The sequence below is a fragment of the Brotaphodocola sp. genome (assembly GCF_050873365.1).
Lineage (GTDB): Bacteria > Bacillota > Clostridia > Lachnospirales > Lachnospiraceae > Brotaphodocola.
The window spans coordinates 25,263-50,258 of sequence record NZ_JBNMIQ010000006.1; the positions used below are offsets into that span (position 1 = coordinate 25,263).

Consider the following 24,996-nt stretch of genomic DNA (forward strand, 5'->3'; position numbering starts at 1 on the left):
CTAAGTTATCTGTCACGCAATCCTCTCAATCCTCTCGGATCAAATAAAATTTCTATATTGTATATAATATATATTAATTGTATATATATTATCACTGCGCTGCTTCTACAACAGGAGAGGTAGCTGGTGTCTCAGGCTCCGGTGCCGGTGCTGGCGCTGGAGCTGGTGCTTCGGTGTGACTCTCTGTCTGAGCCTCAGTCTGTGCCGGTGCACTCACACCCGGACCGCCATTCTCCCCTTCGACTGCCGGGGATTTCGTCTCAGATGCAGTCTCTGCCGGAGTCGTCGTCTCTGCGCCCGTGTTTCCACCATTACCACCATTATGACTTCCAGATGTCTCCGGTGCCGGTGTCGGCTGTTCCGGTGTCGTCGGCTGGGTCTGCGGAGTCGCCACCTTCGGTCCAACCAAAACAATCGCCTTCGATGCATTGTAAGTATCCGTGTGAAGAATCGTTCTCTCCGTCTCGACTCCATCAACCGTCACAACCTTCCAGAGACGGGACTTCAAGCCGGTATGTGCAGACTGAACCTGCTTTCTCGTTCCCGGTGCAAGCGAATTGTCCACCTTCTCCTGCGGTGCTCCCGGATCAGTCGTGCCGAGCGTCTCCGAGATGTACTCCACCTTGCGGTTTGCCGGGCGAGTCTCTTTTCCGTAAATCGTGAATGTGAGCTTGCGTCCGCTCGTTCCACCCTCGACATAGATCGGAGTATCATACGGGTTCGTGATCTTGATATCCTTGTAGGTTCCCGCAATCGCCGCATCCATCGACGGTTTCACATAATTGACAATCATCGAGTGATTCTGTCTCTGTGTGATCGTCAGCTCCGCCATCAGAGAGGCATCATAGAGTGTCGTCGCAATCTGGCAGACACCGCCTCCGACGCTGTCGACAACCTGTCCATTCTCGTAGGCGGCAGCCGTGAAATATCCATTATCGGTCGTGAACGGGCTCATGCACTCATATCCGGAGAGTGTATCTCCCGGCATCAAAATCTTTCCGTTGATCTTCTTCGCTCCGTTTGCAAGGTTCTTTGAGCGCGCCTCTCCACTGCTCGAAAAATCGGTCGTGCAGGTGCCGAGCACATCTTTGATGCTCTTCAAATCGTCTTCCTTGATTCTCGGCTCTTCCTCATTCACCACAGCACTGACCTTGATTACCATGCCGTCGGCATCCTTCGCAGGTGCCGTCTCTGCGCCTTCCGTCGCCTTTGCAGTGGCAGTATCCGTCGTCGTATTTTCCCCGCCGGTTCCGGAAGTTCCACCGGTCAACGCCTCATCGATCGCCTGACTCGTTGCGTCGAGATCAACCACTTTTCCAGAACTTCCCGGTGTGATCTTAAAGGTTCCGTTCTCTCGGACAATCGATGCATCCACCGGTGCGCCAACAATTCCGGCACACGTTTTCTTGATGAACGCGTCCACCTTCTCCTCGTCCACAGATGCCTCGATCGCAATGTGAACCGGATTCTTTTCCAGATCCTTCGTTCCCATATATCGACGGATCAGATTGCCCTCAAGTGCATGACTTGCGGCCTCCTCAACGACATTCTCATTGCTCCAGGCATATCCCAGATCGCGCGCCGTCGTCTCCACCGTCGTTCCGTCAACATCGAGGGAGATCGTTCTATCTGAGAGCCCGTCCACATAGGTCGCGACTTCCTCCTCCGCCTTCTCCTTTGTGAGTCCTCCCAGACTGAACTCCCCGACATAGATTCCATCCGGTATGGTTTTCTCCTCTGCATACGCCGGCACTGCCGAACTGATTCCTGCAACCGCAATCAGAGCCACACCACTCAGCAATCTCAATCTTCTCATATATTCTCTGCTCCTCTTATTTACTGGAACACGCTGACGAGCGTTCCCGCTACCATCGGAACCACCATCGCAAGAATCAGGATGATGACAATCACTCCCGATACGATTCTCTTTGTTTTATTCTTATTATTATGTGAGTTTGCCATGATACATGAACCTCTCTTTCTCTTTCATCTTAATTTTTCTTGTGCCAGATGCGCTATCTCTCATTTTTTGACAATTCTGCCGTACTGCAAAATCAGCTGATCCTGAAGCCTTGAGGCTTCGCTACGGCTCAATTCTTCAAAGCGCACAGGTAAGCTTATTTTATGATATTTTATAAAATACCGCAAGTCTTCTTTTTGCTTTTCCGACGCCGGCTGATCCCGTTTTACCTTGTAAATAAGCGGTTTCGGGACAAAAAGCTCCGGCTTGTTCTGTCCAAAGCGTCTGGCTAGCTGTGTATACAATCTCACCGTATCCCACGCATCCGAGCATGCCCGATGTGCCCGCTCCCGCTCAATCCCGAAAAACGCACAGGCGACAGCCAGGTTTTTCTTCTCCTCCACCGGCATAAATGCCCGGCAAAGCGCAAGCGTATCAATCCCGCTCCGCTCAAAAGATTCCCCCTGATTCACTGTCGCCCGCTTCAAAAAACGGTAGTCAAACATCACCTGATGCCCCACGATCGGAAGATCTCCACAGAATTTCAAAAATTCGTTGAGAACCTCCCCGATCGTCGGCTCTTTTTCCACCATCTCATCCGTAATTCCGGTCAGATCAGATACAAAATCGGAGATCGGACATCCGGGATTTACCAACTGCTGATACTCTCCCGTGACCACTCCGCGCTCCACGCGAACCGCCCCGATTTCGATGATCCGGTCTTTCTTTGGATCAAGTCCCGTCGTCTCAAGATCAACCGAGACAAAACTCAACTGTTCTGCCAAATTTCCCTGATCGCACTGATCTGACTCCCATTTTTTCTCAGATTTTTCAGATTTCTCAGACATCGATCTCAATCTTTCTTCCACTGCACTCATACTGATAGTAGCGAACACCCGCCGCATTCAACATGCGCTTTGACGCACGGACAGACGGAGAATCCGGATACTTGTCTTCCTTATAGATGATTGTCTGGATTCCTGCCTGAATGATCGCCTTCGCACACTCGTTGCACGGGAAGAGTGTCACATAGAGCTTGCTTCCCTCGAGACTTCCACCCCGGTAATTCAGGATCGCATTGAGCTCGCTGTGCGTCACATAGAGGTATTTTGCGCTGTACGGATCCGTCGTCTCCGCCTCTTTTCCCCACGGGAACTCATCATCGGAACACCCCTTCGGAAAGCCATTGTATCCCATCGACATGATCTTATTGTCCTGACTGACGATGCAGGCTCCTACCTGCGTGTTCGGATCTTTCGAGCGACGACCGGAAAGATCTGCAACTCCCATAAAATACTCATCCCAGGAAATGTAATCCCGACGCTTCTTCGTCTCTGACATAGAATCCTCCTTTTTTATCACAATCTCATAATTTCATCGTTCTTTTGTTTTTTCTGTTCTTGTCTTTACGATGCGTTTCATGTCCTATCACAATTTTTCAAATCGACGCTCGCGAAGACTTACATCTTTTTCTTCTCAGACTTTGAGGATGTGATATCCCGCCGCCTTTGTCAGACGGTTCATGATCGCCTGACCGAGATGATCCTTAGAGAAACTCTCCGAGTAAATCACATCGACCTCAAGATCATCAAACTCTCTGAGAACAGCGAACAGGTTGTGCGCAATCGTCTCTTCCTTTGCGCGCTCTCCGACACTGCGGACAAGTCCGTCCGGATAGCTTGACCGGCTCTCATCGGTGCAGATCACACCTACCCGAAGATTCTGCTCAAGTCCCTCTTTTACAAGCTCATTGATCTTCTTTGCGACTGCCTCTGCCTCGCCCTCCACAAGCGTCATCTGCGCATGCGGAGCGTAATGGCGATACTTCATGCCCGGGGCCTTCGGATGAAAATCCGCGGTTGGCGGTCCCTGAATCGCCGGATCGATCTCGACATGACCGACGGTCTTTTCAAGCATCTCCATCGTCACAGCGCCCGGACGAAGAAGCGTCGGCACCTCACCGGACACATCGACAATCGTCGACTCCACTCCGATTCCAACCGGACCTCCGTCGAGAATCATCTCGATTCTTCCATTCATATCCTGCCATACATGCTGAGCCGTTGTCGGGCTCGGGCGACCGGAAGTATTCGCACTCGGAGCTGCAACCGGAACTTTCGCAAGGTGAATCAGGCGGTTTGCAACCGGATCACTCGGCATTCGCACTGCCACAGTCTCAAGACCTCCTGTCGTTCCATACGGCACGATACTGCTCTTCGGAAAAATCATCGTCAGCGGTCCCGGCCAATACGCCTCGGCAAGTTTTCTTCCTGCCTCCGGAATCTCCTTTACGAGGGGTTCAAGCTCCTCCATGCAGGAAATATGCGCGATCAGCGGATTATCCGACGGACGCCCCTTCGCCGCATAGATTTTTTTGGCTGCCTCCTCATTCAGAGCATTCGCGCCGAGTCCGTAAACCGTCTCCGTCGGGAACGCCACAAGACCTCCGTCCCGAAGAATCTGCGCTGCCTCCGCCAGCTCCTCATCTCGTATCTCTGCTGTATCCTGTATTTTCACCATCTTTGTTTCCATTGGTGTTTTGACCTCTTTTCTTTTTCAGATAAATATTTCCCAATATCATATCTCGTATCATATCACAAAAAAACCGGAAAGGAAATATAAAGCCTTCCTTTCCGGTCCTTCCATATTTTGCTATGTTATGTTTACTTGTTTCTTCTTTGCTTCTGTCTCTAATCGTTTCTTTCGATTATTTTATTTTCAAGTCAACGCTCTTTTTCCTTCTCGTCTTACTCGCCTCTTATGCTCGAACGCCCCGTCTTGCCTGACCTGCCGTGCTGTGAATCACAACGCTGACTCTCTTATACACAAGTGCGGTGATCAGAGAAACCACAATGCCCTTTACCACATTGAACGGGCCAACACACAGAAGAGCGAATGTCCACACATTGCTGACTGCCGGGTTGATCTGTGCTCCCATCGAGATGATCGTGTCAAGTGGCATGAAGTGAGAATAGAACGGAAGCATCACAACGGCATTGAGAACAACTCCTGCCAGCGCCATCAGAATCGTTCCAACTGTCATTCCGATTCCGGCGCCTTTCTTCGTGCGGTTGAAGCGATAAATCAGTCCTGCCGGAACTACCAGTGCACAGCCGATTGTGAAGTTTGCAAACTCTCCGACAAATCCGGTGCTCGTCGGCTTGATCACGAGCTTTACCAAAATCTTCACTGCCTCAATCACAATTCCTGCAACCGGGCCAAGTGCAAAGCTCCCGACAAGGACCGGAACTTCACTGAAATCAAGTCCATAAAAACTCGGTGCCAAAAATACGAGCGGTACCTCAAACATCATCAGCACACCCGCCAGCGCGCCGAGCATTCCCATCAATACCACATTTCTCGTCGTAAACAGTTTCTCTCTCATTGTTGACTCCTCCTCTTGCCATGATGTAAGTTCCTTTCAGTCACAGCACATCCCAATCTCTGCTCTCTGGCATTTACTCCGCCCAAAAACAGATTTTGTGATGCACCGCAGGGAGTATCATGCGAAACAAATGAGTGAATCAAAAAACCCCGGATTCTATTGAAATCCGGGGCTCATTTTCTGTGTGAAGATCTGTCATTTTTTGCTGTCTATATTCTGACATCTTTCTGACATCTATTCGCATAATCTCTTCTTTCATCCAGACTTTACTGTCGGTTCCGGAATCTCACCGGATCAGCCACTTGCGCAGGTCGCGGACTTCTCTTCTCTCAAAGAGTCACCGCCGGTGGGGAATCACACCCCGCCCCGAAGAACTTATTTTTTATTTATTTGCTGTCAGTATAATCACTTTTTTCTGTCTCGTCAATCCTTTTTTACAAAATCTGTTGCCGTTTGTCTGAGATATAAACAGTAACGAAAATTTTTCTCATAAAATTCATTCCCACTCAGGTACAATACCCGCAACCAAACTATTTTATCTCTGACTATTCGAATTGTGAGACGGGAACTTCTCGATGATACGTCCGCTTCGGTATGCCTCAAGCAGATACTCAAGGTCTGCAATATCCGCTTTGAGTTTCCGTCCACTGTCCGTATCTCCGACGAGCTCTCTCTCCGTCGATCTCTGGATGATCACGCTGTCGGAGTGGATGTCAATCTCGTTTTCAATCGCAGACTCGGTCGACTCAAACGGCTTATGCGCCGCAAGAATCAGTCCGTAAGAATTATAAATCAAGGTGTATCCGGCGATTCCGGTCTCCTTCTGGTAAGCGCGCGAGAAACCGCCATCAATGACGAGTACTTTTCCTCCGCACTTGACCGGACTCTCTCCATTCTTCGTCTTGACCGGAACATGACCGTTGATGATGTGACCGTCCTCCGGTGACAGACCAAATTCCTCAAGAATCCGGTTTGCAACCTCCTCATCCTCGATCAGCGTGTAGTACGGATTCTTGTTCTCCTTGTGGGTCTCCTTCTCCGCAAGGAAATAACGCTCAAACGTTGCCATCTTCGTCTTTCCGAACAGCGGGGAATTCTCATGAAGCCAGATGTACCACATCAGATCACGACCGCGCTTGCGCTCCACGAGATCCTCTGCGACAAAACCTTTTCGGATATACTCATCAAAAAACTCGTAGAGAGATCTGCCACTGCAACGATGTCCGTAAAGTTCCACCTCGCGGAAACTGCCGTCTTCGTTTAACGGCACACAGCCGTGGAAGAGCAGATTTCCGTTGTATACTTTGTACAAACTTCCCTTTGCAAGCAGGAAACGCATGTGTTCCTGAAGTTTTTCACACTTCTGGAATGCATTTTCAAGACGCTCCATCACCTGCTCCTCGGCATCACTCAGGCGATACGGATCTTTCGGATCTACGGTCGGGAAATTCGTATCCAGAAGTTTGTATTCTTTTCCGTCGAGCGTGATCACACCGCGCTCATAGTCAATGCGGTGAAGAAGCGCGCGCCCCTCCAGACCGAACTCCGGATGCTCTTTGCTCATCTGCCCCTCGACCTTGAACTGAATGATCGAGATCGCCTTATGCATCTTCAAGTTCATCTCTCTCTCATTCTTGTTTTTCGGAGGCTCGCCTTTCAGCGCAAAACAGGTACACGGATCATTCTCATACGCCTGCATCGCGAACGTCGCAAGCGGAAGAAGATTGATTCCATATCCCTCCTCCAGAATATCCAGATTGCCATAACGGGCACAGATTCGAAGTGCATTTGCAATGCAGGCTCTCTGTCCGGTCGCTGCTCCCATCCAGAGTACATCGTGATTGCCCCACTGCACATCCACGGAATGATATGCCATCAGGTCATCCATGATGATGTGCGGACCCGGACCTCGGTCATAGATGTCACCGAGAATGTGAAGATGATCGACGACAAGTCTCTGAATCAGTTCACACAGAGCTGAGATAAAATCCTCCGCTCTTCCGAGACGAATAATCGTCTGCACAATCGCATCGTAGTAGGATTCCTTGTCTCTGACATCGTCCTTCTCAGTAATCAGCTCCTCAATCACATACGCAAACTCCGGCGGAAGTGCCTTGCGGACTTTTGATCGAGTGTACTTGCTGGCTGCCCTCTTGCTGACTGCAATCAGACGGTAAAGCGTGATCTTATACCAATCCTTCTTGTTCTTCGTCTTTGCGAGAATCAGTGCCATCTTCTCGCGCGGATAATAAATCAGGGTTGCTAACGTGCGCTTATCCTGATCACTCAGCGTCGTTCCAAATACCTCGTTCACCTTGCGTCGCACAGCACCCGAACCGTTCTTGAGCACATGAGCAAACGCCTCATACTCTCCGTGTACATCCGTCAAAAAATGCTCCGTTCCCTTCGGCAGGTTCAAAATCGCCTCCAGATTGATGACTTCCATTGATGCGGATGCGATCGTCGGATACAGTTCTGACAGTCTTTCCAGATATCTTGTCTGTAAATCGTGCATACCCCAAACTCCTTCCTTTTTTTCTCCCCTCATCACTCGCTGTCGTGTATACAATGTGTCCTTATTATAGCAGATTTGAGGAGTTCCAAAAAGGCTTTTGTCTTATGTACCTTCCAAAATGCATCGCTTTTGTTGTCTGCTCGTTACTGTCCATTTCTTTCATCGGTTCTCGCAGTTGCCTCATCCTGTCTGCTGTTCAAATATTCCAGAATTCCGACATGGATCGTCCAGGCAAGTCTGTCCTGATATTCCTCCGTCTTTAACCGTTTCGTCTCCTCCCAATTCGAGAGAAACCCGCACTCCACAATCGCAGAGACACACTTCACATTTTTGAGCAGATAATAGCTCCCGTTCGCTTTTGCAAGCCTTGTATTCTTATCGCCTAGAACATAGTCAAAGCGTTTCTGCAAAATCTCCGCGAGTCTCTTGCCCTCATCCGAGTTGGAAAAGTAAAAGACCTGACCGCCGGTGATTGCCTCCTGATGATAACTGTTCTGGTGGATGCTGACCATGAGATCCGGCTTTTCTTCATTGATCTTCGCACAGCGATTTCTCATATCCGCTGTCTTTTTCTGCGTGTCCGTCTCCTCGTAAAGCCCTCTGTCATCCTCGCGCGTCAAGACCACCTCGACATCCGACGCCTCGAGATAGTCTCTGAGCTTTCGCGCAATGCTTAAATTGATCTCCTTCTCCGGTGTTCCATCCACCGCAATTTTTCCCGGATCATTGCCCCCATGACCCACATCGACACAGACCACCGGGCGCTTTTTCCCAAACGCCACTGCCATCGCCTCCCGGTTACCCAGGGTAAGTTCTCCCGCTCTTCGCGAAATCAGAAAAACTGCCATAAGAAAGACTACCGCCATCAGATGTTCCGCTCTTCGATTCTTCACGCGACACCTTCCCGGATCGTTCTCCCTCCTATTATATCTTTCCGATCAGAAGAAAAGACGTGACAATCTAACAAACAATGTGGCAATATATGGCAGCATGGCAATGATAAAGTAGATTATCGACCACTTCTCAGCTGGTTGTAATCTGTCTTCGCATCTCTCAAAATATACTCGATGTACTCCGACAGTTCCGTGAGTGCATTGTTGTTCATCCAGAGCTCATATGCCGGATCTTTGTATGCCTGTTCACAGATTCGATAAGCCGTTCCCTGGTAGTAGGCATCATTCAGATCTGCATAATAATCCGACATCTGTTTTTTCTGTGCGTCCGTCAAATCCGGGATATTTTCAAGTGCTTTCTGCGACTGGTTGTAAAATACCTTTTTTAAGAATTCTCCCTGAAACTCATCAAAGTTCAACAGATCCTTCTTCTTGCTTCCATGCTCCTTCGCCCACTTCTCGACGTCAACCGCCCAGGTTCGATAGTAAAACTCTCCGTCCGGGCAATAACTGAGCACACCATACTTGCACCCCGGCGTCGCAAGCGAACCTGTCACCATCTCCGGAAGCCCTTTATTATCAGAGGCGTGCTTATAATGCTGAACATGGAGATGACCACTGAGGAAAAACGGCGCATCCCACTCTTCCAAGAGATCCACGAGTTGTTCTCCATGCTCGATCGTACAGTCATCCACATAGATCTCGCTCTCATCGAGAAGGTTGTGATGAGCAATCGGAATCACCATCACTCCGTCCTCCCACGCGGATTTCAGTTGTTCCTCAATCCAGTCGTAGGTGTCCGAGAGAATCGCACCGCCGACCTTTGCGACCGGACGATACTGACAGGTATCAAGCATCAGAATTCTCGTCTCATCATCCAGTTCATAGACATAGCTCAGACTTGTCTTGTCCTCGCTGAGCGCCTCATCATAACCAAAGTCGCGGTATATCTCGCGAAATTCCTCCGGTGTCGTGTACTCTGCGGGCATTCTCTGTGTTCCCTTATATTTTCCCGCTTTTCGGTTGTTGATGTCGTGGTTTCCCGGAATCACGAGAACCGGAATCCCGGCATCTTCCACCTTTTCGAGCTTTTTCGCCAACTCCTGATGGCTCTTCTTCTCACCTTCCAGTGTCAGATCTCCACTCAAGATCAGTGCATCCGGACAGTACTCCATCACCTCATCGAGAAAAGCATCCGTGATCGCATCGATATAGGTGACAATCTTTCCGTCTCCGTACTCGACCATCTCCTGGAACCGCGGTCCATTGTCCGTCAGCTCCTTTGCAAAGTAGTGAATATCCGATCCCTGAATCAGATGGCTCTCCCACTCACCGTCTCTCTCAAACCGCTTTTTTTCGTCTCTTCGATCCCAGCGGTCTAAGCTCGAAGAGGTCAAACCGGAAGTCTTTGATCCTCCCGAACTTCCGATCTCCTCGCTTCCCTTAGATCCTGACTTGGAGTCTTCATTCCCCTTCGATTCGCCATCTTTCCCCGATTCTTCCGTCTGGTCTCTGTCAGAATCTTCGGTTTGATCCTCCGCCTGACTTTCCTGACTTCCATCCACTGTTTCCACCGACGAGGATTCAGATGAGTCGGATGATGATTCTGACGCTGTCTGGAAAGATGTCAGATCTCCGTTTGTATTTCTCGCACATCCAGAACCTCCCCAAAGAACACTTCCCGCAATCAAAACCACCGATGCCCGTTTCCAGAGTTTTCTCTTTCTCATTGTCTCATCCCCCTCTTTTTTCAAATTGACGCTCGCACAGACTTGGCGCATGATTTTGGTCGACTCCGCTGACATCTTTCTATCAAAATCACTGCACGTCCGCTCTGAGTTATAACCCGATATCGCTTCCGGTATCTGCGATCTGATGATCCGATCTCCGACCTCTTACGGCAGTTTCACAATGTCCCAGATATCAGATGGCTCAAATCCAAGTTTCCAGCACGCAACACCTGCCAGATTATTGCTTCGGATCAAATCCATCTTCAAACCGATCGATCGCTCTTCTTCCATCCATATGCTGTAAGTTGTCCCGTTTTCCGTCTTTTCTCCGTAATACTGTCCGAGCGCATCCTCCCAGGTCAGCTCAACCTGATTGTCCTGAACCCACTGTTTCGCCTTCGTGATTCCCATTGCCTGAGACGTCACTCCATTTGCATCCTCCTGCCATACCCGCGTGTAGAATGGGATTGCACTGATCAGTTTTTCCTTCGGCACCTCTCTCAGTGCATCCTCAATTCCCTGCTTCTCATAACCAAGAGAGGCAACCGAACCGGCATCTCCGCCTGCATAGTGCTCATCATATCCCATAATCACAACATAGTCTGCGACCCGTCCCTGCTCCGCGCGATTATAAAATGCGGTGTATGCAGACGGAACATAAGTATCCACAGAGAGAATAATTCCATTTTTTCGACAATCCACGGAAAGTTCGCGGATGAATTCCACATAATGCGGACCTACGGAAGACTTGATTCCCTCGATATCCAGATTGATTCCGTCAATTCCATAGGTCTGCACATCTCCGATCAGTCCTGCAATCAATTTCTTTCTCGCTGAGGTATCTGAAAACAGAACACCAGAATCCACATTGTCTCCCTTATTGAAGTTGTCAAGAACTGCCCACACCTGTGCGCCCATCGCGTGCGCCTTCTGCACATAGGAGCGATCCGCCAGACACTCATAATTTCCCTGATTATCCGTCAGCAGAAACCATGTCGGAGCAATCACATTGACTCCCTTCGTGTTTGCCATCAGCTTCTCCATCGTCTGATTTGCGTCCTTCGTCGTCACCTGATGCCAGACAAGAGTAATCGGCTCGTCCAAAGAAATGTTCGTATAAACCGGCTCCTCAAAATGGCTGATCGGCTGTTCCTCACTGCGATCTTTCAGCGTGCTATTCTTGATGTAACCTAAATAGCCATCCTCCGTTCTGACCCTCGACCACTTCTCCATCTCATCGAGAATCGTCACCTGCGTTCCCTTCGCTTCCTGGGCGACAATCTTGCTCTTCACACCTCCACGAATGCGAACCGCCGTCTTCTTTTTCAAAACCGCTGTCTGCTCTGTATCCCAATTGCTATCGAGAAAGAAGCGATTTGCCTCCCCGTCCACAAAAGTTTCCGTCCGAATATCGGTGTGCTCCTGAACGAGATCCGCCAGCACCCAGACCTGATCGTCCGCCTCCACAAACAGAGGTTTTCCATCCTCTGAGCGGTCATCCTCTCCGATATAGAGAATGGATTCCGGAAACGTATAAATCAGCTGTTTATCCGCCTCATCCCAGTAAAAACGCTCATTGATGCTGTTGCTGACCCAATCCTGCGGAAGATAAACCGCATCCTCAATGATTTTTCCCTTGATTCCGTCTGTACGCTGTCCATTCCAGATGATCGCCACCTCATCCTGACTGCTGACCGCGAATATCTCCTGAATATCTGCCTGCTCTTTCGACGGCGCCAGATATTTCCATGCGACAAATCCGCCTGCCACAACTGTAAAGATCAAGACTACCGTAGCCAGTCTCGCAAATGAAATAAAATGTGTCTTCCGTCTTCTCCGCTTCATCTGCCGGTTTCTCCTCTTTTATGATCAAAATTTTGTGTTTTTATTATAGCATAAAACAGGAGTCCCCTCTCTTAATTTTTCCTGACTATTCCCACCCCGTGCTTTTATCCGTTTCTTCCAGGCTGAATTGGAATTCTCTCAAAGCCCCACCCCCTTCCTGCAATGGACACCAAAAAATTTCCTATCATCTTTCTCCACCGCAGACCAGTCAGTTTGTCACCGTTTTCGTTATTTACTTATTTCGCTGTTTACTTCATTTACTTATTGTATACAAGATCAAAACGAATCTGTCTCAAAATCTTTCTTCTCGCTGTGATACTCTGATTCCCCGCCTGAGCACTTCTCGCCTGAATATCTGATAGATCCGGAAACATTCCGCAGTTCTCCATTCCACTGTTTTCTACATTGCCAGTCGCACACGAACCGTAACCACGCCCCTGTTCTCTCACGCTTTCGACCGAATGACTCTGGCTTCTGGTATTCTCATTCTGTGCGAAATTTGGGCTAAAATTCTGGCCGAAACCCTGATTGAAATTCTGATTGAAAGCCTGATTGAATGTCTCGCAACAATCGCCATCTCCATCCTCCGGAAGATCCTCAAGAACATAATCTCCCATATAAAATCCACCGTCACTGCGGATCTCAAACAGTCGCTCCCACAGCGTGTCATCCGCCTCCTTTCCGTCAATTAAAACAGAAACTCCCTTCGCCTGATAACGCTTGAGTCCCTGCACATAAGCCTTTCTGCTTCGTGCATTCATTCTCAATTTTTTCTTCATACTCCCCCTTCTGTTCGGACAGCAGTCCAGACGACCAGGGAGGGATAAGCCGTGACACAAATTCTCCTGTCTGTTCTACTGTCCCGGGCTCTGCACCCGTTTCTCCTACCAACCGGATTCGTTTTCCTAAACCCAATCAGCAGGCAGAGATGATCGCTGTTTTCCGATCTTTCGCGACACTTCCTTCTGCTCATCTTTCCGATCCCACTTCCATTCTCTCCTCTTTCGGGAATGATTCAGACTTTGGCATTCTGACTCTCTGCTTATCCACAACGAGAAATCCAACTCTCATTCCTCACACATTCCAAATTTACACAGGTTATCCACAAACTATCTTTCTTTTCTTTCAATCTGTGTTCGTTGCATTCATTTTTTCTGCATGTCCGCGCGCAAAAGGCAGTACCAATGGCAAAAAGGATATTTCGTTTTGCGTTTTTTCTTTTATTTCCTGTGATTTCTGTGAATGTTTCTATGAGTTTCCATGAATTTCAATAGAACTGTGCCCCGCTACGACTCGCGCTTAACTCTCGCTTGACTTTTTCTTTCTCTTTATATGCAGGATACACAGGCAGAATCAGCGCCTTCATGTCTGCCAGACTTTATGGCAAGATCATATCGTTCTGATTGCAGAATTGCGTTTCATTTTAATATTAAAAACTGGGTTTTCTCACTGAATGTAAGATCTTTTATTCACCAGACGGCTGTTGAGAATCCTCCGGACTTCTCACTGCCATTGAATATGTCCCTTGCAAGAAACAAAGGACGCATAAGAAATCATTTTGATGCTGTTCTGTTTAAAATGTCGTTTACTCTGTTCGACAGCTATCATCTCTGTAAAGCCCATTCTAATACAGACACCGACATTTATCAAGAAGAATTTTCAATTTTTATGTCTTTATTTTCTTTTTCTGGAAAAATCACTATCCCAAACGCACCAAATATGTAACTCAGAGTGGATGTCCCCCTCCTCTATAGGTGGGGGTATCACAAACTTTCTCAGAAGGGGAGACAAAAAAAGAGACCCTGCACGAATCTCGCGCAAGATCTCTCTATTTTCAGTATTCTGCTGTTTCCAACACAGAGTATATCTTACTCCATGGTGTACGGCATCAGAGCGATGTGACGTGCTCTCTTGATAGCAACGGTCAGAGCTCTCTGGTGCTTTGCACAGTTTCCGGTAATTCTTCTCGGAAGAATTTTACCTCTCTCAGATACGTATCTCTTCAGCTTGTTTGTATCCTTGTAATCGATTACGCCGTTCTTATCGCCACAGAATACGCAAACTTTCTTTCTTCTGCGAATGCCGCCTCTTCTAACCTTAGCGCCATCAGCTTTATCAGTCTTATTGAATGCCATTGGTAGTGCCTCCTTCTCTCAAATATCGTCGCACGCTCAATTTCTCACGCCAACCTGCGCTTAGTTGAACGGCAACCCTTCGTCTTCCACACCATCCGGAATGTTCATGAATCCGTCGCCGATTGCACTGGAAGGAGCCGGACGGGAAGCCGGCTGGTAAGAGCCACCGCCCATACCGCCATTGCTTGCGCCTGCACCCTTGCTATCTGCAAATTCCTGATCATCTACGATGATGTCTGTGGTATAAACGCGCTGACCTTCTTTGTTGGTGTAACTGCCAGTCTGAATTCTTCCAGAAACGAGAACTCTCATTCCCTGACGGAAATACTTCTCTGCGAACTCACCAGCTCTGTCAAATGCTACGATATTGATAAAGTCTGCGGTCTGTCCCTGATCGCCATCCTGACCTCTGCGACCTCTGCGGTCTACTGCCAGAGTGTATCTTGCGATCGCCATGGAACGCTCGCCCTGTGAGTACCGAACTTCCGGATCTCTGGTCAATCTTCCCATAAGGATTACTCTATTCATACCATCACTCTTTCTAAATTGTATTTACTGCTCGTCCTGCTTCACGCAAAGATATCTTACAACCTGCTCCATGATACGGATGTGTGCTTCCACTTCGTTAGAGCAGTCAGAATTCTCAGACTCGAACTTGATGAAGTAGTAGAAAGCCTCCTTGGACTTCTGGATCTCGTATGCAAGTCTCTTCTTGCCCCAGTCGTCAACGCCGGTAACAGTACCGCCAAAGCGGGTGATGTATCCCTGTACCTTCTCCAGTGCTGCTGCTCTCTCCTCGTCTTCGAGTTTTGCGCTCAGAACAACTGCTAATTCGTATTTGTTCATTGCTTTACCTCCTTGTGGTCTCTGGCCCTTGAATTTCATTTTCAAGAGCAAGGATTTATTGTGTCACGAATATTTATTCTAACAGAAAGATTTTATAATTGCAAGTACTTTTTTCACGATTTTTTCTTTAAAAAACGTAGGTTTTTCACACAAAAAAAGAGGACTTCTGTCAGAAATACATTCCAAACATACAAATGTATTCTGACAGATAATCCTCTCATCAAAAAGAATCCGACTTACCGGATTTTTCCCTCAAAATGCAGTCGCTTTGACAGCCTTTTCAGAGATCCTTGATTCTTAGATCCTTGATTCTTAGATTCTTAAATTCTCAAGTTAATTCAAATCGACGCAAGTATCGACTTATCACATAATTCTAGCGATCCAGTCTGTGAATCTCACGGCGCAGTCTCGGTCCGAATGCGACAGCCAGAATAATCTTTACGGCATCTCCCGGCAGATACGGAATTACGCCAACGCTCAGTCCCTCAAAGAAGGTGCGTCCAAGCTGTGCAGACAGCCATACAGTTCCAAAAATATAGCAGATTGCAAGTCCAATCACCATTCCGACAACTTCAATCACGCGGTTTCCAGAAGAGTGATCGATCAGAAAACCAGCAACCAGTGCGAGGAAAATAAATCCAACCAGGTATCCGCCTGTCGGCCCTGCTATTTTTGCCACGCCACCGGTGAATCCGGAAAATACCGGAAGACCTGCAAATCCGAGAAGCAGATAAACAAGGTAGCTTAAGGTTCCTGCCTTCATGCCAAGCACATACAGTGCCAGATAAATCACAAGGTTTGTGAACGAGATCGGTACCGGGCTAAATGGGATCGGGATTGCAAGCGGTCCTGCGACACAGGTCACTGCCGTCATCAAACCGATCAGCGCAATCTGCTTCGTCGACAGTCCACTTCTCTTTGTTTCACCAGAAATTGTCTTTTCCATACAAATTGTCCTCCTGAAAATTGTACTCCTGAAGAGAAAGAGTTAAGTTTTACACTACAATAGTTACAATAACTACAATAAGCCCCATTATAAACAGAACAGGCGGTATTGTCAACCAATAATTTATTTTTAGTTAACAATGCCACCTGTTTTATTTGATTTTTACTCTGGCTTTTTCTTTTTTTCTTCTTTGCCTAGTTTCTTCTCTAGTCGTCTTTCTTTTCTTCGTTTCCAGCCTTTTTCAGCGCTCTGGCATTTTTCTCCACCAGTTTTCGCTCCACCATAATCTGATGTCCGCATCCCATGCATTTCAGACGAAAATCTGCGCCAACTCGCAATATCTCCCATTCCTGACTTCCGCATGGATGCGGTTTTTTTAATTTCACAACATCTCCAACTTCAAAATTCCATTTCTGATCCATGTTTCGTCTATCCTGTCTTTTATTTATCTTTAACTCATTTTTTCGTAACTGTTCTGCACCGTCACCGTCACGTTTTTCTCAAATTCTTGTTTTCCTACTCTACTTTTCTGCGAGAATGGCATCAATCGCGTCGAGTTCATCCTGGGTGAAATCACGATGGGTGAGGACTGCAACATTGTCATCCAGCTGTGAGGTACGGCTCGCTCCGATCAGCACACTTGTCACCTCCGGACGGCGCATTACCCAGGCAATCGCCATCTGCGCCAGACTCTGACCGCGATTTTCTGCAATCTCATTGAGTTTGCGAATCTTCTCCAACTTGCTCTCCGACAGATATCTTCCGCCAATACTTGTTCCCTCACGGGAAGCGCGGGATCCCTCCGGAATTCCGTGCAGATATTTGTTCGTCAGTGCACCCTGTGCAAGCGTGCTGTATGCGATACAGCCGACTCCTCCGCGATCCAAGACGTTCAAAAGTCCATCCTCAACCCAACGCTCAAACATGTTGTAGCGAGGCTGACAGATCAGACACGGGGTCTTATTCTCCTTCAAAATCTGAATCGCTTCCTGCGCCTGCTGTGCATTGTAATTGGAAATACCGACATAGAGTGCCTTTCCCTGGCGAACCATATCAGACAGTGCCCCCATCGTCTCCTCAATCGGAGTCTCCGGGTCTGGACGGTGATGATAGAAAATATCCACATAGTCCAACTTCATTCTCTTCAGACTCGCATCCAGACTCGACATCAGATACTTGCGAGATCCCCAGTTTCCATACGGGCCCGGCCAGAAATCATATCCTGCCTTTGTGGAAATCAGCATCTGCTCTCGGTAAGCCTCCATGTTTTCATGCAGGATCTTTCCAAAATTCTCCTCCGCAAGACCTCTCGCCGGATGACCATAGTTGTTTGCCAGATCAAAATGAGTGATCCCCAGATCAAAGGCATGGAAAATAATCTCCTTCTGCTCGTCCAGAGTTTTCTCAAGTCCAAAATTCTGCCACAGTCCAAGAGAGAGCCGTGGAAGCAAAATTCCACTCTTTCCACATCTCTTGTACTCCATCTTGTCGTAACGCTTCTCGTCTGCCTGATATGTCTGCATTTTGCCAGACCCCCTTATTCTTTTATTTTAAGATCTGCTAAAATCTTGCTGAGATCTGATCCGATCTTGAATCTGATCTTGAATCTGATCTTGAATCTGATCTTGAATCTGATCTTAAATCAGATCTTAAATCAGATCTTAAATCAGATCTTAAATCTGATCTCATCGCACCTCTTATCCTTCCAGCTTTGAAAAAATCTCCCCGATCTTTCCGCTGACAATAAGATCTGCCTTGCTGTCCATCGGCGTCACATCGCGGTTGATCAGAACCAGTTTCTTTCCGCGATAGTAGTCGATGAGTCCCGCTGCCGGATAAACCGTCAGCGACGTTCCCCCGATAATCAGAACATCCGCCTGAGAAATATAGTAGACCGCCTTCTTCAACGTCTGCTGGTCAAGTCCCTCCTCGTAGAGCACAACATCCGGCTTGATGATTCCCCCACAGTCACAGTGCGGAACCCCGTCCATCGCAAGAATGTCATTCAAGGTATAGAATTTTCCACACCGCGTACAGAAATTCCGGTGAACAGAGCCGTGAAGTTCAAGCACTTCCTTGCTCCCGGCGAGCTGATGAAGCCCATCGATATTCTGCGTGATGACCGCCTTCAGCTTGCCCTCCTGCTCCAACTTCGCAAGCGCCAAATGCGCCGGGTTCGGCTTTGCAGATGGAAAGAGCATCTTGTTCTTATAAAAGCGGTAAAACTCTTTCGGGTTTCTCTGATAAAAACTGTGGCTGATGATCGTCTCCGGCGGATAATCATACTGTTGATTGTACAGTCCGTCAACACTTCTGAAATCCGGGATTCCACTCTCCGTCGAGACCCCCGCCCCACCGAAAAACACAATGTTATCGCTCTCGTCAATCCACTTTTTCAGACACGCAATCTGCTCATCCAGATTCGGATCTTCTCTCTTCTCTCCCATAACAACAGAACCTCCCTTTCCGATCTGATTTCTGTTCGCCGTCAAGTTCCCTCGTTACTCATATTTTTCATATTTCACAGACATCAACATCAAACCACTTCGTCCAGAAAAACGCCTCTCAGCGGTTCCACAACCTTGTCCCACTCACCGACAACTGCCGGAACCGAATATCCAAACAGCCATGAGGTGAAGTCCGAAATATTTATGCGCAGATCCCACTCGCACCCAGTTTCAGGTTCAGCCTCATGTTTACGCTGGCAAATGGTCTCACCGGAAATTTCCACGGACTTTGCACCACCCTCGTCCCCAGATGTTTTGCACTGCCCTGATTTTCCGCACTTTTCCACAAGCTGTTTTTCATCGAGTTTTCCACAATCATCCGATGCTTCGGTTATACACACTTTTGCGCGTTCCATCCAGGACATCTCGTGATTCAAATGCCAGATCCACAGCCCATCATTTTCCGAAATCAGCGTATCTTCGAGATAGAGGCGAATCACTCTCTCGTCCTCCCGCACCCCGTTTTTCAGATGAACTGCTTTCACAAACACTTCCGGTGTGATGATTCTCGCCATGATCGCCGGTTCCTCGGAGTCTTTTTCTTCCTCCACATACGGTTCTTTGCCGTACAACAACCGCTGTTCGACTTCCTCAAGCCCCCAGAATGCCTGCATCCCTGCGATCCCATGTCGATCCATCAAAACGTCAAACGTTCCATTCTCTGACGCAAGTTCCAGAAAAAGACGTTTGAGATAGGCTTCATCACGCACCGCATAGACCTGATAACGGGCGGACAGCCACTGATTCATCCATCTCGCAAGCTCTCCCAAATACCCGCTCTTTCCGGGGCGATTGTAGTCCTCTCCACCGCCGAGATCTCCTCTGCCGAGAACCTGCTTTCTCGCAAATCCCTCTGAAAGAGAGTCCGAACTGCGAAGTCTCCATTTTGGCTGACGAAAAATAAAGGTAAATCCAAACGGCAGGTAAATCGCCTCGCTCGCCGGCATCAGAAAACAGAACGGCATCTTCTCCGCCCTCATCTCTGCCATCATCGCTGTCAGAAGGCGCGTCATATATCCCTGATGGCGTTTTTCCGGTCGGGTGGCGACTCCCACAAGGTAGTCGACTCTCCACCGCCATTTTCCGACTGCAAGCAGATAGGGATTCTGGTGAAGCATCGCCTGCAAAACACCGTCCTCGCGAATTGCGAGCACCCGATTGTCCTTCATTTTCTCCCTGTAATAATAATCCACAAAAGAACGAGAATCCTCCGAAAAGATGCCTTCCCACAGTTCTCTTGTCTCCTGTTTCTGTGCATCATCTAAATATTCCGGCATTGTTCTTCCTCTTTTCTACGCACCTCTCGCTGTCAGATACTCTCAGATACTTTCTCATCTTCCATCATCGCTCTGAGCTCATCCACAATCACACCTGCATTCTTTCCGGTCTCATCGATCGTGATGTCCGCATACTTCTCGTAGAGCGGGATTCTCTCATCATAGAGATCCTTGAGCGTCATTCCATCCTTGAGTGCGACTCCGCGGTCTTTCAGATCTCCGAGACGCATCTTCACATCCTCGTAGGACAGTTTCAGGTAAACGACCACACTGATCTCCTTTAAGTGTTCCATCGCCTTCGGTCCGTAGATCACGCTTCCTCCCGGAGCAATCACAGAACGCTGTACATTCAGCTCGCTGTTGACTTCTTCCTCAACCTTCAAGAATCCGTCCGTTCCCTGCTCTGCAATGATCTCCTTGAGCAGTTTTCCCGTCTTCTCCTGAATGACAATATCCGCATCCACAAAGGAATATCCAAGCCGTTTTGCAAGAAGAACACCAACCGTACTTTTTCCTGATGCCGGCATTCCAATCAGAGTAATATTTGACTTCACTTAATTTTTCCTCCTGTCTGCACGCTTTTTCGCAGTCTGCACCGTTTTCCCAGACTTCTCCGAATGCGTTTTTCTGTCGTTTCCGTTCCCGTTTCTGTTCTTGTCTCTGTTTTTGTCTCTGTTTTTGTCTTTATTCTTGTCTTTATTTTGTTCTCTGTTTTCGTCCCTGTTTTTGTCTTTGTTTTTGTCTTTGTTTTTATCTTTGTTTTTATCTTTATTCTTATTTTTGTTCTTATCTTTGTTCTTGTCCTTGCGCACCGAAAATCCGAAGGTTCCAAGCGCCTCTCCAAGCTCAAAATACGTTCCGTGAGAATATGCGGTCAGCTTCGCATCGTTTAAATGAAACGTCCCCTTCTCATCCATGTAGCGCTCATCCACGGAAACGCCGACCACCTCAGCCAAAAACATATCGTGGGTTCCGAGCGGAATCTGCTGTTTAACTTTGCACTCCAGAATCAGAGGACTCTCCGCGATTCCGGGAGCCTTGATATACTTAGACGGATATTCCGTCAGCTTCATCTCCTGAAACTTGTCCACATCGCGCCCAGAACGCACTCCGCAGTAATCCGTCGCAAATGTCAACTCTCTGTTTACCAGATTCACGGCAAATTCTCCGGTCTCCTCAATGATGCTGTGGGAGTAGCGTTCCTTTCTCACAGAGATGGAAAGCATCGCCGGAGCGGAACATACGGTTCCTGCCCACGCCACCGTAATAATATTCGGGCGTTCTCCCGGTCTCATGCAACTGACCATCACAGCCGGAACCGGATAAAGCATATTTCCTCCCCGCCAGTACTGTCTTCCCATATGATCCTCCTGATTCTCTCTTTCTATCTTTCTATCTATCTTTATACTTTTTATCTATTACTATCTATTATAACCTTTTACGCCTCACATGCAATCATGATCGCCGGAATCAGCTGTTTCTTTCTCGAAACGACGCCCGGAAGTGTCACTGCACACTCCTTTGCATCCAGATGCTCCGGCTCCTGCTGTTCCATATGGAAGGCTTTCAGAATCATCGATTCTGCTCCGGAACCCTGGCACAGAAGCTCTGTCGATTGCGTCAAAATGTTCGTCAGCATGAAGAAGAGCATGTCAAGACCATGTTCCTGCTGTACCTTTACCATGTACGGAGCAAGACGGGCTTTCAGCTGTTCAAGCTCATCCGCATTCAGCGAGCTGATCTGGCCAACACCAAAGGATACCTTTCCTGCGGAAAAGCGCTTGAAATCCTGATAAAAGATCTCCTGCTCACTCTTGCCCTTGAGATTGCTTCCTGCCGCAAACATATCACCTGCATATTTGTCAATGTCGATTCCCGCTGCACACGCAAGCGCAAGTCCTGCCACGCGATCGGTCTCCGTACAGGTCGGGGAGCGGAACAGAAGCGTATCGGAAATGATCGCACTGCACAGAAGTCCTGCGGTCTCGCGGTCGATCTCCAAATTGTTCTCATTGTACATCTGGTAAATGATCGTCGCCGTACATCCGAGAGGCTGGTTGCGGAAAAATACCGGGGAGATCGTCTCCACCGTTCCGAGCTTGTGGTGGTCGATGATCTCAAGAATATCCGCATTCTCCACGCCGTTCACCGCCTGAGCACGCTCATTGTGGTCGACGAGAATGATGCGCTTTCCTCTTGCACCGAGAAGATTTCGGCGAGAGATCATTCCCTTGTACTTTCCATTCTTGTCAAGGATCGGGAAATCGCGGTGACGCTTGCTCGTCATCACTTCCTTGATCTCGTCGATGTAATCGGTATCCTCAAATGTGATCAGGTTCTCGGTCTTCATGAAGTAACTGATCGGCATACTCTGGTTGACGAGACGAGTTGCCGTGTAAGTATCGTAAGCCGTCGTAATCACAGCACAACCGCGCTCCTGTGCGAGCTTGCGAATCGTCATCGAGACACCTGCGCCCTCACACACGATGATACAGGCTGCCTCCATCTCAATCGCACACAGCTGAGACTCGTAACGGTTTCCGAGGATGACGAGGTCATGAGGCTTGATGTAATACTCCATCAAATCCGGGTTTGCAGCAGCAATCAGAACATTTCCCTGATCGAAGTAATCATTCTCATCTCCGACTACCATCGTTCCCTCAAGAGTCTCGAGAATATTTTTGTACTGGGTCTTTGCCTTAGAGAGAACATCGTTATCGTAAATGCTCATGTAGGATTTCGCGATATCTCCGACCGTGATCAGACCTTCGAGGACACCGCCCTCACTGACTGCCGGCAGGGTGACAACATTCTCATCCTGCATCAGATTCCACGCCTTCTTCAGGGAAATGTTCCGGTCTACGCCCTGCGTTCTGCGGATCTCAATATCCTTGACCTGCGTCTTGACATTCTCCACAAGGCGCGGAGGCTCGATACCGAAGTAGTCCAGCACAAACTGTGTCTCCGCATTTACATGTCCGGCACGGCAAGGCTCATACTCCATACCGGTCAGCTTCTGTTTCATCTTTGCATAGCAGATCGCAGAACAGATCGAATCTGTATCCGGGTTCTTATGTCCAATTACGATCGTCTTTCGCTTTTTTTCGTCCAGCATAATCTCCTCCTTGTTTTTGCATATTTCACAATTTTTCTTGTTTTCGCTCATTAAAATTGTCTTGTTTTCACAATCTGTTTACATTGTGTTCATATTTTATTCATAATTGTTCCATATACTAAATACATAGAAAACATTGGATGTAACTTGATTTAACCATCAAATTGCACATAGATTTTTCATAATTGCCCCGGTCGGATGAGAATCCGCCGGGGTCTCCTCATTTTCTGGGAAGTTTCTGGAAAATTTCTGGGAAGTTTCCATCATTCTAACACAAGAGCCCGGCAAGCCGGACTCTCGTTTTCCATTCTTTTGCTTTTTTAGTCCAGAACCAATCTAGCTGCTCCGTAGATTCCGGCATCGTTTCCGAGTTTTGCAAGACCAATCACTGCCTTATTCTCTGAAATCGGAGTGAAATGGCGATAATATTTATCGATGACATCGATCAGGAACTGACCTGCCTTGGATACTCCACCACCGATGACGAACATCTGTGGGTCCACAGTCATTGCCAGCTGTGCGAGAACAAGTCCGAGATAACGTCCAACTGTCTCCACAACCTCAAGTGCCAGCGCATCCCCGTTCTTTGCCTCATCGAGGACATCTTTTGCCGTCACATCGTTGCCAAATTTGCGCAGAGCAGATGGAGTGTCCGTGCTTGCCATCTTTCTGCGTGCCTCTCTCGCGATTCCTGTCGCACTTGCAACCTGCTCAAGACAGCCCACACCGCCACAGTTGCAGTGTTCCGTCTCCTCATCGCGAACATGGATATGACCGATCTCACCTGCAAGACCGTGCTTGCCCGCAATGATCTTCTCATCGATGATGACGCCACCGCCGACACCCGTTCCGAGTGTTACCATGACGATGTCGGTGTATCCCATACCACCGCCCTGCCACATCTCGCCGAGGGCTGCCACATTTGCATCGTTTCCGCTCTTAACCGGAATTCCTCCGAGGAGGTCACTGAGCACCTTCTGCGGGTTTAAATCACGCCATCCGAGATTCACACAGACCTCAACATAACCGTCTGGCATAACCGGTCCCGGTACTCCCATTCCTGCACCGGCGATCTCATCTGTACGGATCTCCCTCTCAATCAGGACATGACGAATGGACTCTGCCACATCCTCAAGAATGTAGCGTCCCCCTTCTTCCTTTCGAGTCGGAACTTCCCACTTGAAAATCAGAGTTCCGTCTGTCTCAAACAGTCCCAGCTTCACAGAAGTTCCACCAATATCGACTCCAATACACTTTTTCTTCTCCATGTCCTTACTCCCTCTCCTTCTCCATGTTCAGATCCCAAAACAGCATTTCTGCTTCCCCGTTTTGCAACCAGAAACAGCAAGATTCTTTCATTTTTCTGTAAACCATGTGTCAAACATCACAAGTCTTCTCGGCTTGATTATAAAAGAAAGCTACTCTGATTGCAAGTATAAAATCGCATACCCGAACGCTGGAATTCTCAGTTCGTTACTGTTCACGCGCACGTGCCCAGTAACGGAATTTGCCGTGGCTTCGCATTTAAATACGGCAAATTTCCGCTACCACCACGCTATCTTACGGCACTTTCGGTTCCAAAAGTGCCTACCTCTGAACAGTAACCTCAGTTTCTGTTACAGTTCACGTCTTGCACAGACAGAAAATAAATTTCTCATGAAACGAAAAACCGCCCGGACAGAGTCTCTCCATCCAGACGGTCTCTCATTTTTATTTACGCTCAAAAATGCAATCGTTATTTCAGAATCCGTTTAAAAAACTCAATTTTAACAATCTTAAAAATCTTAAAAATTTCATTTTAAAAACTCAATCTCAAAAACTCGATCTCAAAATCTGATTCGA

General features: G+C 48.1%; 23 protein-coding genes, 1 pseudogene and 1 riboswitch. Of the genes and pseudogenes, 1 reads left to right on the top strand and 23 read right to left on the bottom strand.

Annotation, left to right across the window (positions count from 1 at the left end):
• Window positions 1-91 precede the first annotated feature (91 nt).
• From ACR0QT_RS04515 to ACR0QT_RS04595, 17 genes are all read right to left on the bottom strand, one after another.
• The gene (locus tag ACR0QT_RS04515) at window positions 92-1,816 is read right to left on the bottom strand and encodes a VanW family protein (RefSeq protein ID WP_432629692.1); all 1,725 of its coding nucleotides are present in this window, start codon (window positions 1,814-1,816) and stop codon (window positions 92-94) included.
• 20 nt (window positions 1,817-1,836) lie between these two features.
• Window positions 1,837-1,962 carry a hypothetical protein gene (locus ACR0QT_RS04520; RefSeq protein WP_308450809.1) on the bottom strand — a complete coding sequence of 42 codons (126 nt, stop codon included), beginning with the start codon at window positions 1,960-1,962 and terminating at the stop codon, window positions 1,837-1,839.
• A 60-nt stretch (window positions 1,963-2,022) separates the two neighbouring features.
• Window positions 2,023-2,808, bottom strand: coding sequence for a 3'-5' exonuclease (locus ACR0QT_RS04525; RefSeq protein WP_432629693.1), 786 nt, complete (start codon window positions 2,806-2,808; stop codon window positions 2,023-2,025).
• The gene (locus ACR0QT_RS04530; RefSeq protein WP_308450811.1) at window positions 2,801-3,301 is read right to left on the bottom strand and encodes a deoxycytidylate deaminase; all 501 of its coding nucleotides are present in this window, start codon (window positions 3,299-3,301) and stop codon (window positions 2,801-2,803) included. Before ACR0QT_RS04530 ends, ACR0QT_RS04525 begins: the two co-directional genes overlap by 8 nt.
• Window positions 3,302-3,436: 135 nt before the next feature.
• On the bottom strand, window positions 3,437-4,492 hold the full coding sequence (locus tag ACR0QT_RS04535; protein ID WP_432629694.1) for an L-threonylcarbamoyladenylate synthase: 1,056 nt from the start codon (window positions 4,490-4,492) through the stop codon (window positions 3,437-3,439).
• Between the two features lie 226 nt (window positions 4,493-4,718).
• Entirely contained in the window at window positions 4,719-5,345 is a 627-nt protein-coding gene (locus ACR0QT_RS04540) for an ECF transporter S component (RefSeq protein ID WP_432629695.1), read from the bottom strand.
• A 243-nt stretch (window positions 5,346-5,588) separates the two neighbouring features.
• A riboswitch (FMN riboswitch) is annotated at window positions 5,589-5,723 on the bottom strand.
• 157 nt (window positions 5,724-5,880) lie between these two features.
• Window positions 5,881-7,860 carry a fructose-1,6-bisphosphatase gene (locus ACR0QT_RS04545; RefSeq protein WP_432629696.1) on the bottom strand — a complete coding sequence of 660 codons (1,980 nt, stop codon included), beginning with the start codon at window positions 7,858-7,860 and terminating at the stop codon, window positions 5,881-5,883.
• Window positions 7,861-8,003: 143 nt separating this feature from the next.
• Window positions 8,004-8,753: an N-acetylmuramoyl-L-alanine amidase gene (locus ACR0QT_RS04550; protein ID WP_432629697.1), complete on the bottom strand. Its 750-nt coding sequence runs from the start codon at window positions 8,751-8,753 to the stop codon at window positions 8,004-8,006.
• A gap of 116 nt (window positions 8,754-8,869) precedes the next feature.
• Entirely contained in the window at window positions 8,870-10,483 is a 1,614-nt protein-coding gene (locus ACR0QT_RS04555) for a metallophosphoesterase (RefSeq protein ID WP_432629698.1), read from the bottom strand.
• A 165-nt stretch (window positions 10,484-10,648) separates the two neighbouring features.
• Window positions 10,649-12,328 (bottom strand): glycosyl hydrolase family 18 protein, encoded by a 1,680-nt coding sequence (locus ACR0QT_RS04560; RefSeq protein ID WP_432629699.1) that lies wholly within the window; start codon window positions 12,326-12,328, stop codon window positions 10,649-10,651.
• A 257-nt stretch (window positions 12,329-12,585) separates the two neighbouring features.
• Window positions 12,586-13,107: a hypothetical protein gene (locus tag ACR0QT_RS04565; protein ID WP_432629700.1), complete on the bottom strand. Its 522-nt coding sequence runs from the start codon at window positions 13,105-13,107 to the stop codon at window positions 12,586-12,588.
• Between the two features lie 1,089 nt (window positions 13,108-14,196).
• Window positions 14,197-14,463 carry a 30S ribosomal protein S18 gene (rpsR, locus tag ACR0QT_RS04570; RefSeq protein WP_177976686.1) on the bottom strand — a complete coding sequence of 89 codons (267 nt, stop codon included), beginning with the start codon at window positions 14,461-14,463 and terminating at the stop codon, window positions 14,197-14,199.
• 60 nt (window positions 14,464-14,523) lie between these two features.
• Window positions 14,524-14,991: a single-stranded DNA-binding protein gene (locus ACR0QT_RS04575; protein WP_432629701.1), complete on the bottom strand. Its 468-nt coding sequence runs from the start codon at window positions 14,989-14,991 to the stop codon at window positions 14,524-14,526.
• 24 nt (window positions 14,992-15,015) lie between these two features.
• On the bottom strand, window positions 15,016-15,309 hold the full coding sequence (gene rpsF, locus ACR0QT_RS04580) for a 30S ribosomal protein S6 (protein ID WP_177976688.1): 294 nt from the start codon (window positions 15,307-15,309) through the stop codon (window positions 15,016-15,018).
• A gap of 373 nt (window positions 15,310-15,682) precedes the next feature.
• The gene (locus ACR0QT_RS04585; RefSeq protein WP_432629702.1) at window positions 15,683-16,255 is read right to left on the bottom strand and encodes a biotin transporter BioY; all 573 of its coding nucleotides are present in this window, start codon (window positions 16,253-16,255) and stop codon (window positions 15,683-15,685) included.
• A 206-nt stretch (window positions 16,256-16,461) separates the two neighbouring features.
• Window positions 16,462-16,677, bottom strand: a complete 216-nt coding sequence (locus ACR0QT_RS04590; protein WP_432629703.1) for a DUF951 domain-containing protein — start codon at window positions 16,675-16,677, stop codon at window positions 16,462-16,464.
• A gap of 99 nt (window positions 16,678-16,776) precedes the next feature.
• Window positions 16,777-17,778: an aldo/keto reductase gene (locus ACR0QT_RS04595; RefSeq protein WP_432629704.1), complete on the bottom strand. Its 1,002-nt coding sequence runs from the start codon at window positions 17,776-17,778 to the stop codon at window positions 16,777-16,779.
• A gap of 45 nt (window positions 17,779-17,823) precedes the next feature.
• On the opposite strand from ACR0QT_RS04595, the gene ACR0QT_RS04600 reads away from it, so the two are divergent.
• Window positions 17,824-17,970 carry a hypothetical protein gene (locus tag ACR0QT_RS04600; protein ID WP_432629705.1) on the top strand — a complete coding sequence of 49 codons (147 nt, stop codon included), beginning with the start codon at window positions 17,824-17,826 and terminating at the stop codon, window positions 17,968-17,970.
• Here ACR0QT_RS04600 and ACR0QT_RS04605 read toward each other — a convergent pair.
• The 6 genes and pseudogenes from ACR0QT_RS04605 to ACR0QT_RS04630 form a co-directional block, all read right to left on the bottom strand.
• A complete protein-coding gene (locus ACR0QT_RS04605; RefSeq protein ID WP_432629706.1) occupies window positions 17,953-18,702 on the bottom strand; it encodes an NAD-dependent protein deacylase in 750 nt (249 codons plus the stop codon). The two genes, ACR0QT_RS04600 and ACR0QT_RS04605, sit on opposite strands and share 18 nt — an antisense overlap.
• 89 nt (window positions 18,703-18,791) lie before the next feature.
• Window positions 18,792-20,039: a GNAT family N-acetyltransferase gene (locus ACR0QT_RS04610; protein ID WP_432629707.1), complete on the bottom strand. Its 1,248-nt coding sequence runs from the start codon at window positions 20,037-20,039 to the stop codon at window positions 18,792-18,794.
• A gap of 32 nt (window positions 20,040-20,071) precedes the next feature.
• A complete protein-coding gene (locus ACR0QT_RS04615) occupies window positions 20,072-20,566 on the bottom strand; it encodes a shikimate kinase (protein WP_432629782.1) in 495 nt (164 codons plus the stop codon).
• A 228-nt stretch (window positions 20,567-20,794) separates the two neighbouring features.
• Window positions 20,795-21,400: pseudogene (locus tag ACR0QT_RS04620) on the bottom strand (flavin reductase family protein); the annotation flags it as partial.
• 77 nt (window positions 21,401-21,477) lie between these two features.
• Entirely contained in the window at window positions 21,478-23,154 is a 1,677-nt protein-coding gene (locus tag ACR0QT_RS04625; protein WP_432629708.1) for a putative manganese-dependent inorganic diphosphatase, read from the bottom strand.
• A 320-nt stretch (window positions 23,155-23,474) separates the two neighbouring features.
• Window positions 23,475-24,422: an ROK family glucokinase gene (locus tag ACR0QT_RS04630; RefSeq protein WP_432629709.1), complete on the bottom strand. Its 948-nt coding sequence runs from the start codon at window positions 24,420-24,422 to the stop codon at window positions 23,475-23,477.
• Between the last annotated feature and the right edge of the window lie 574 nt (window positions 24,423-24,996).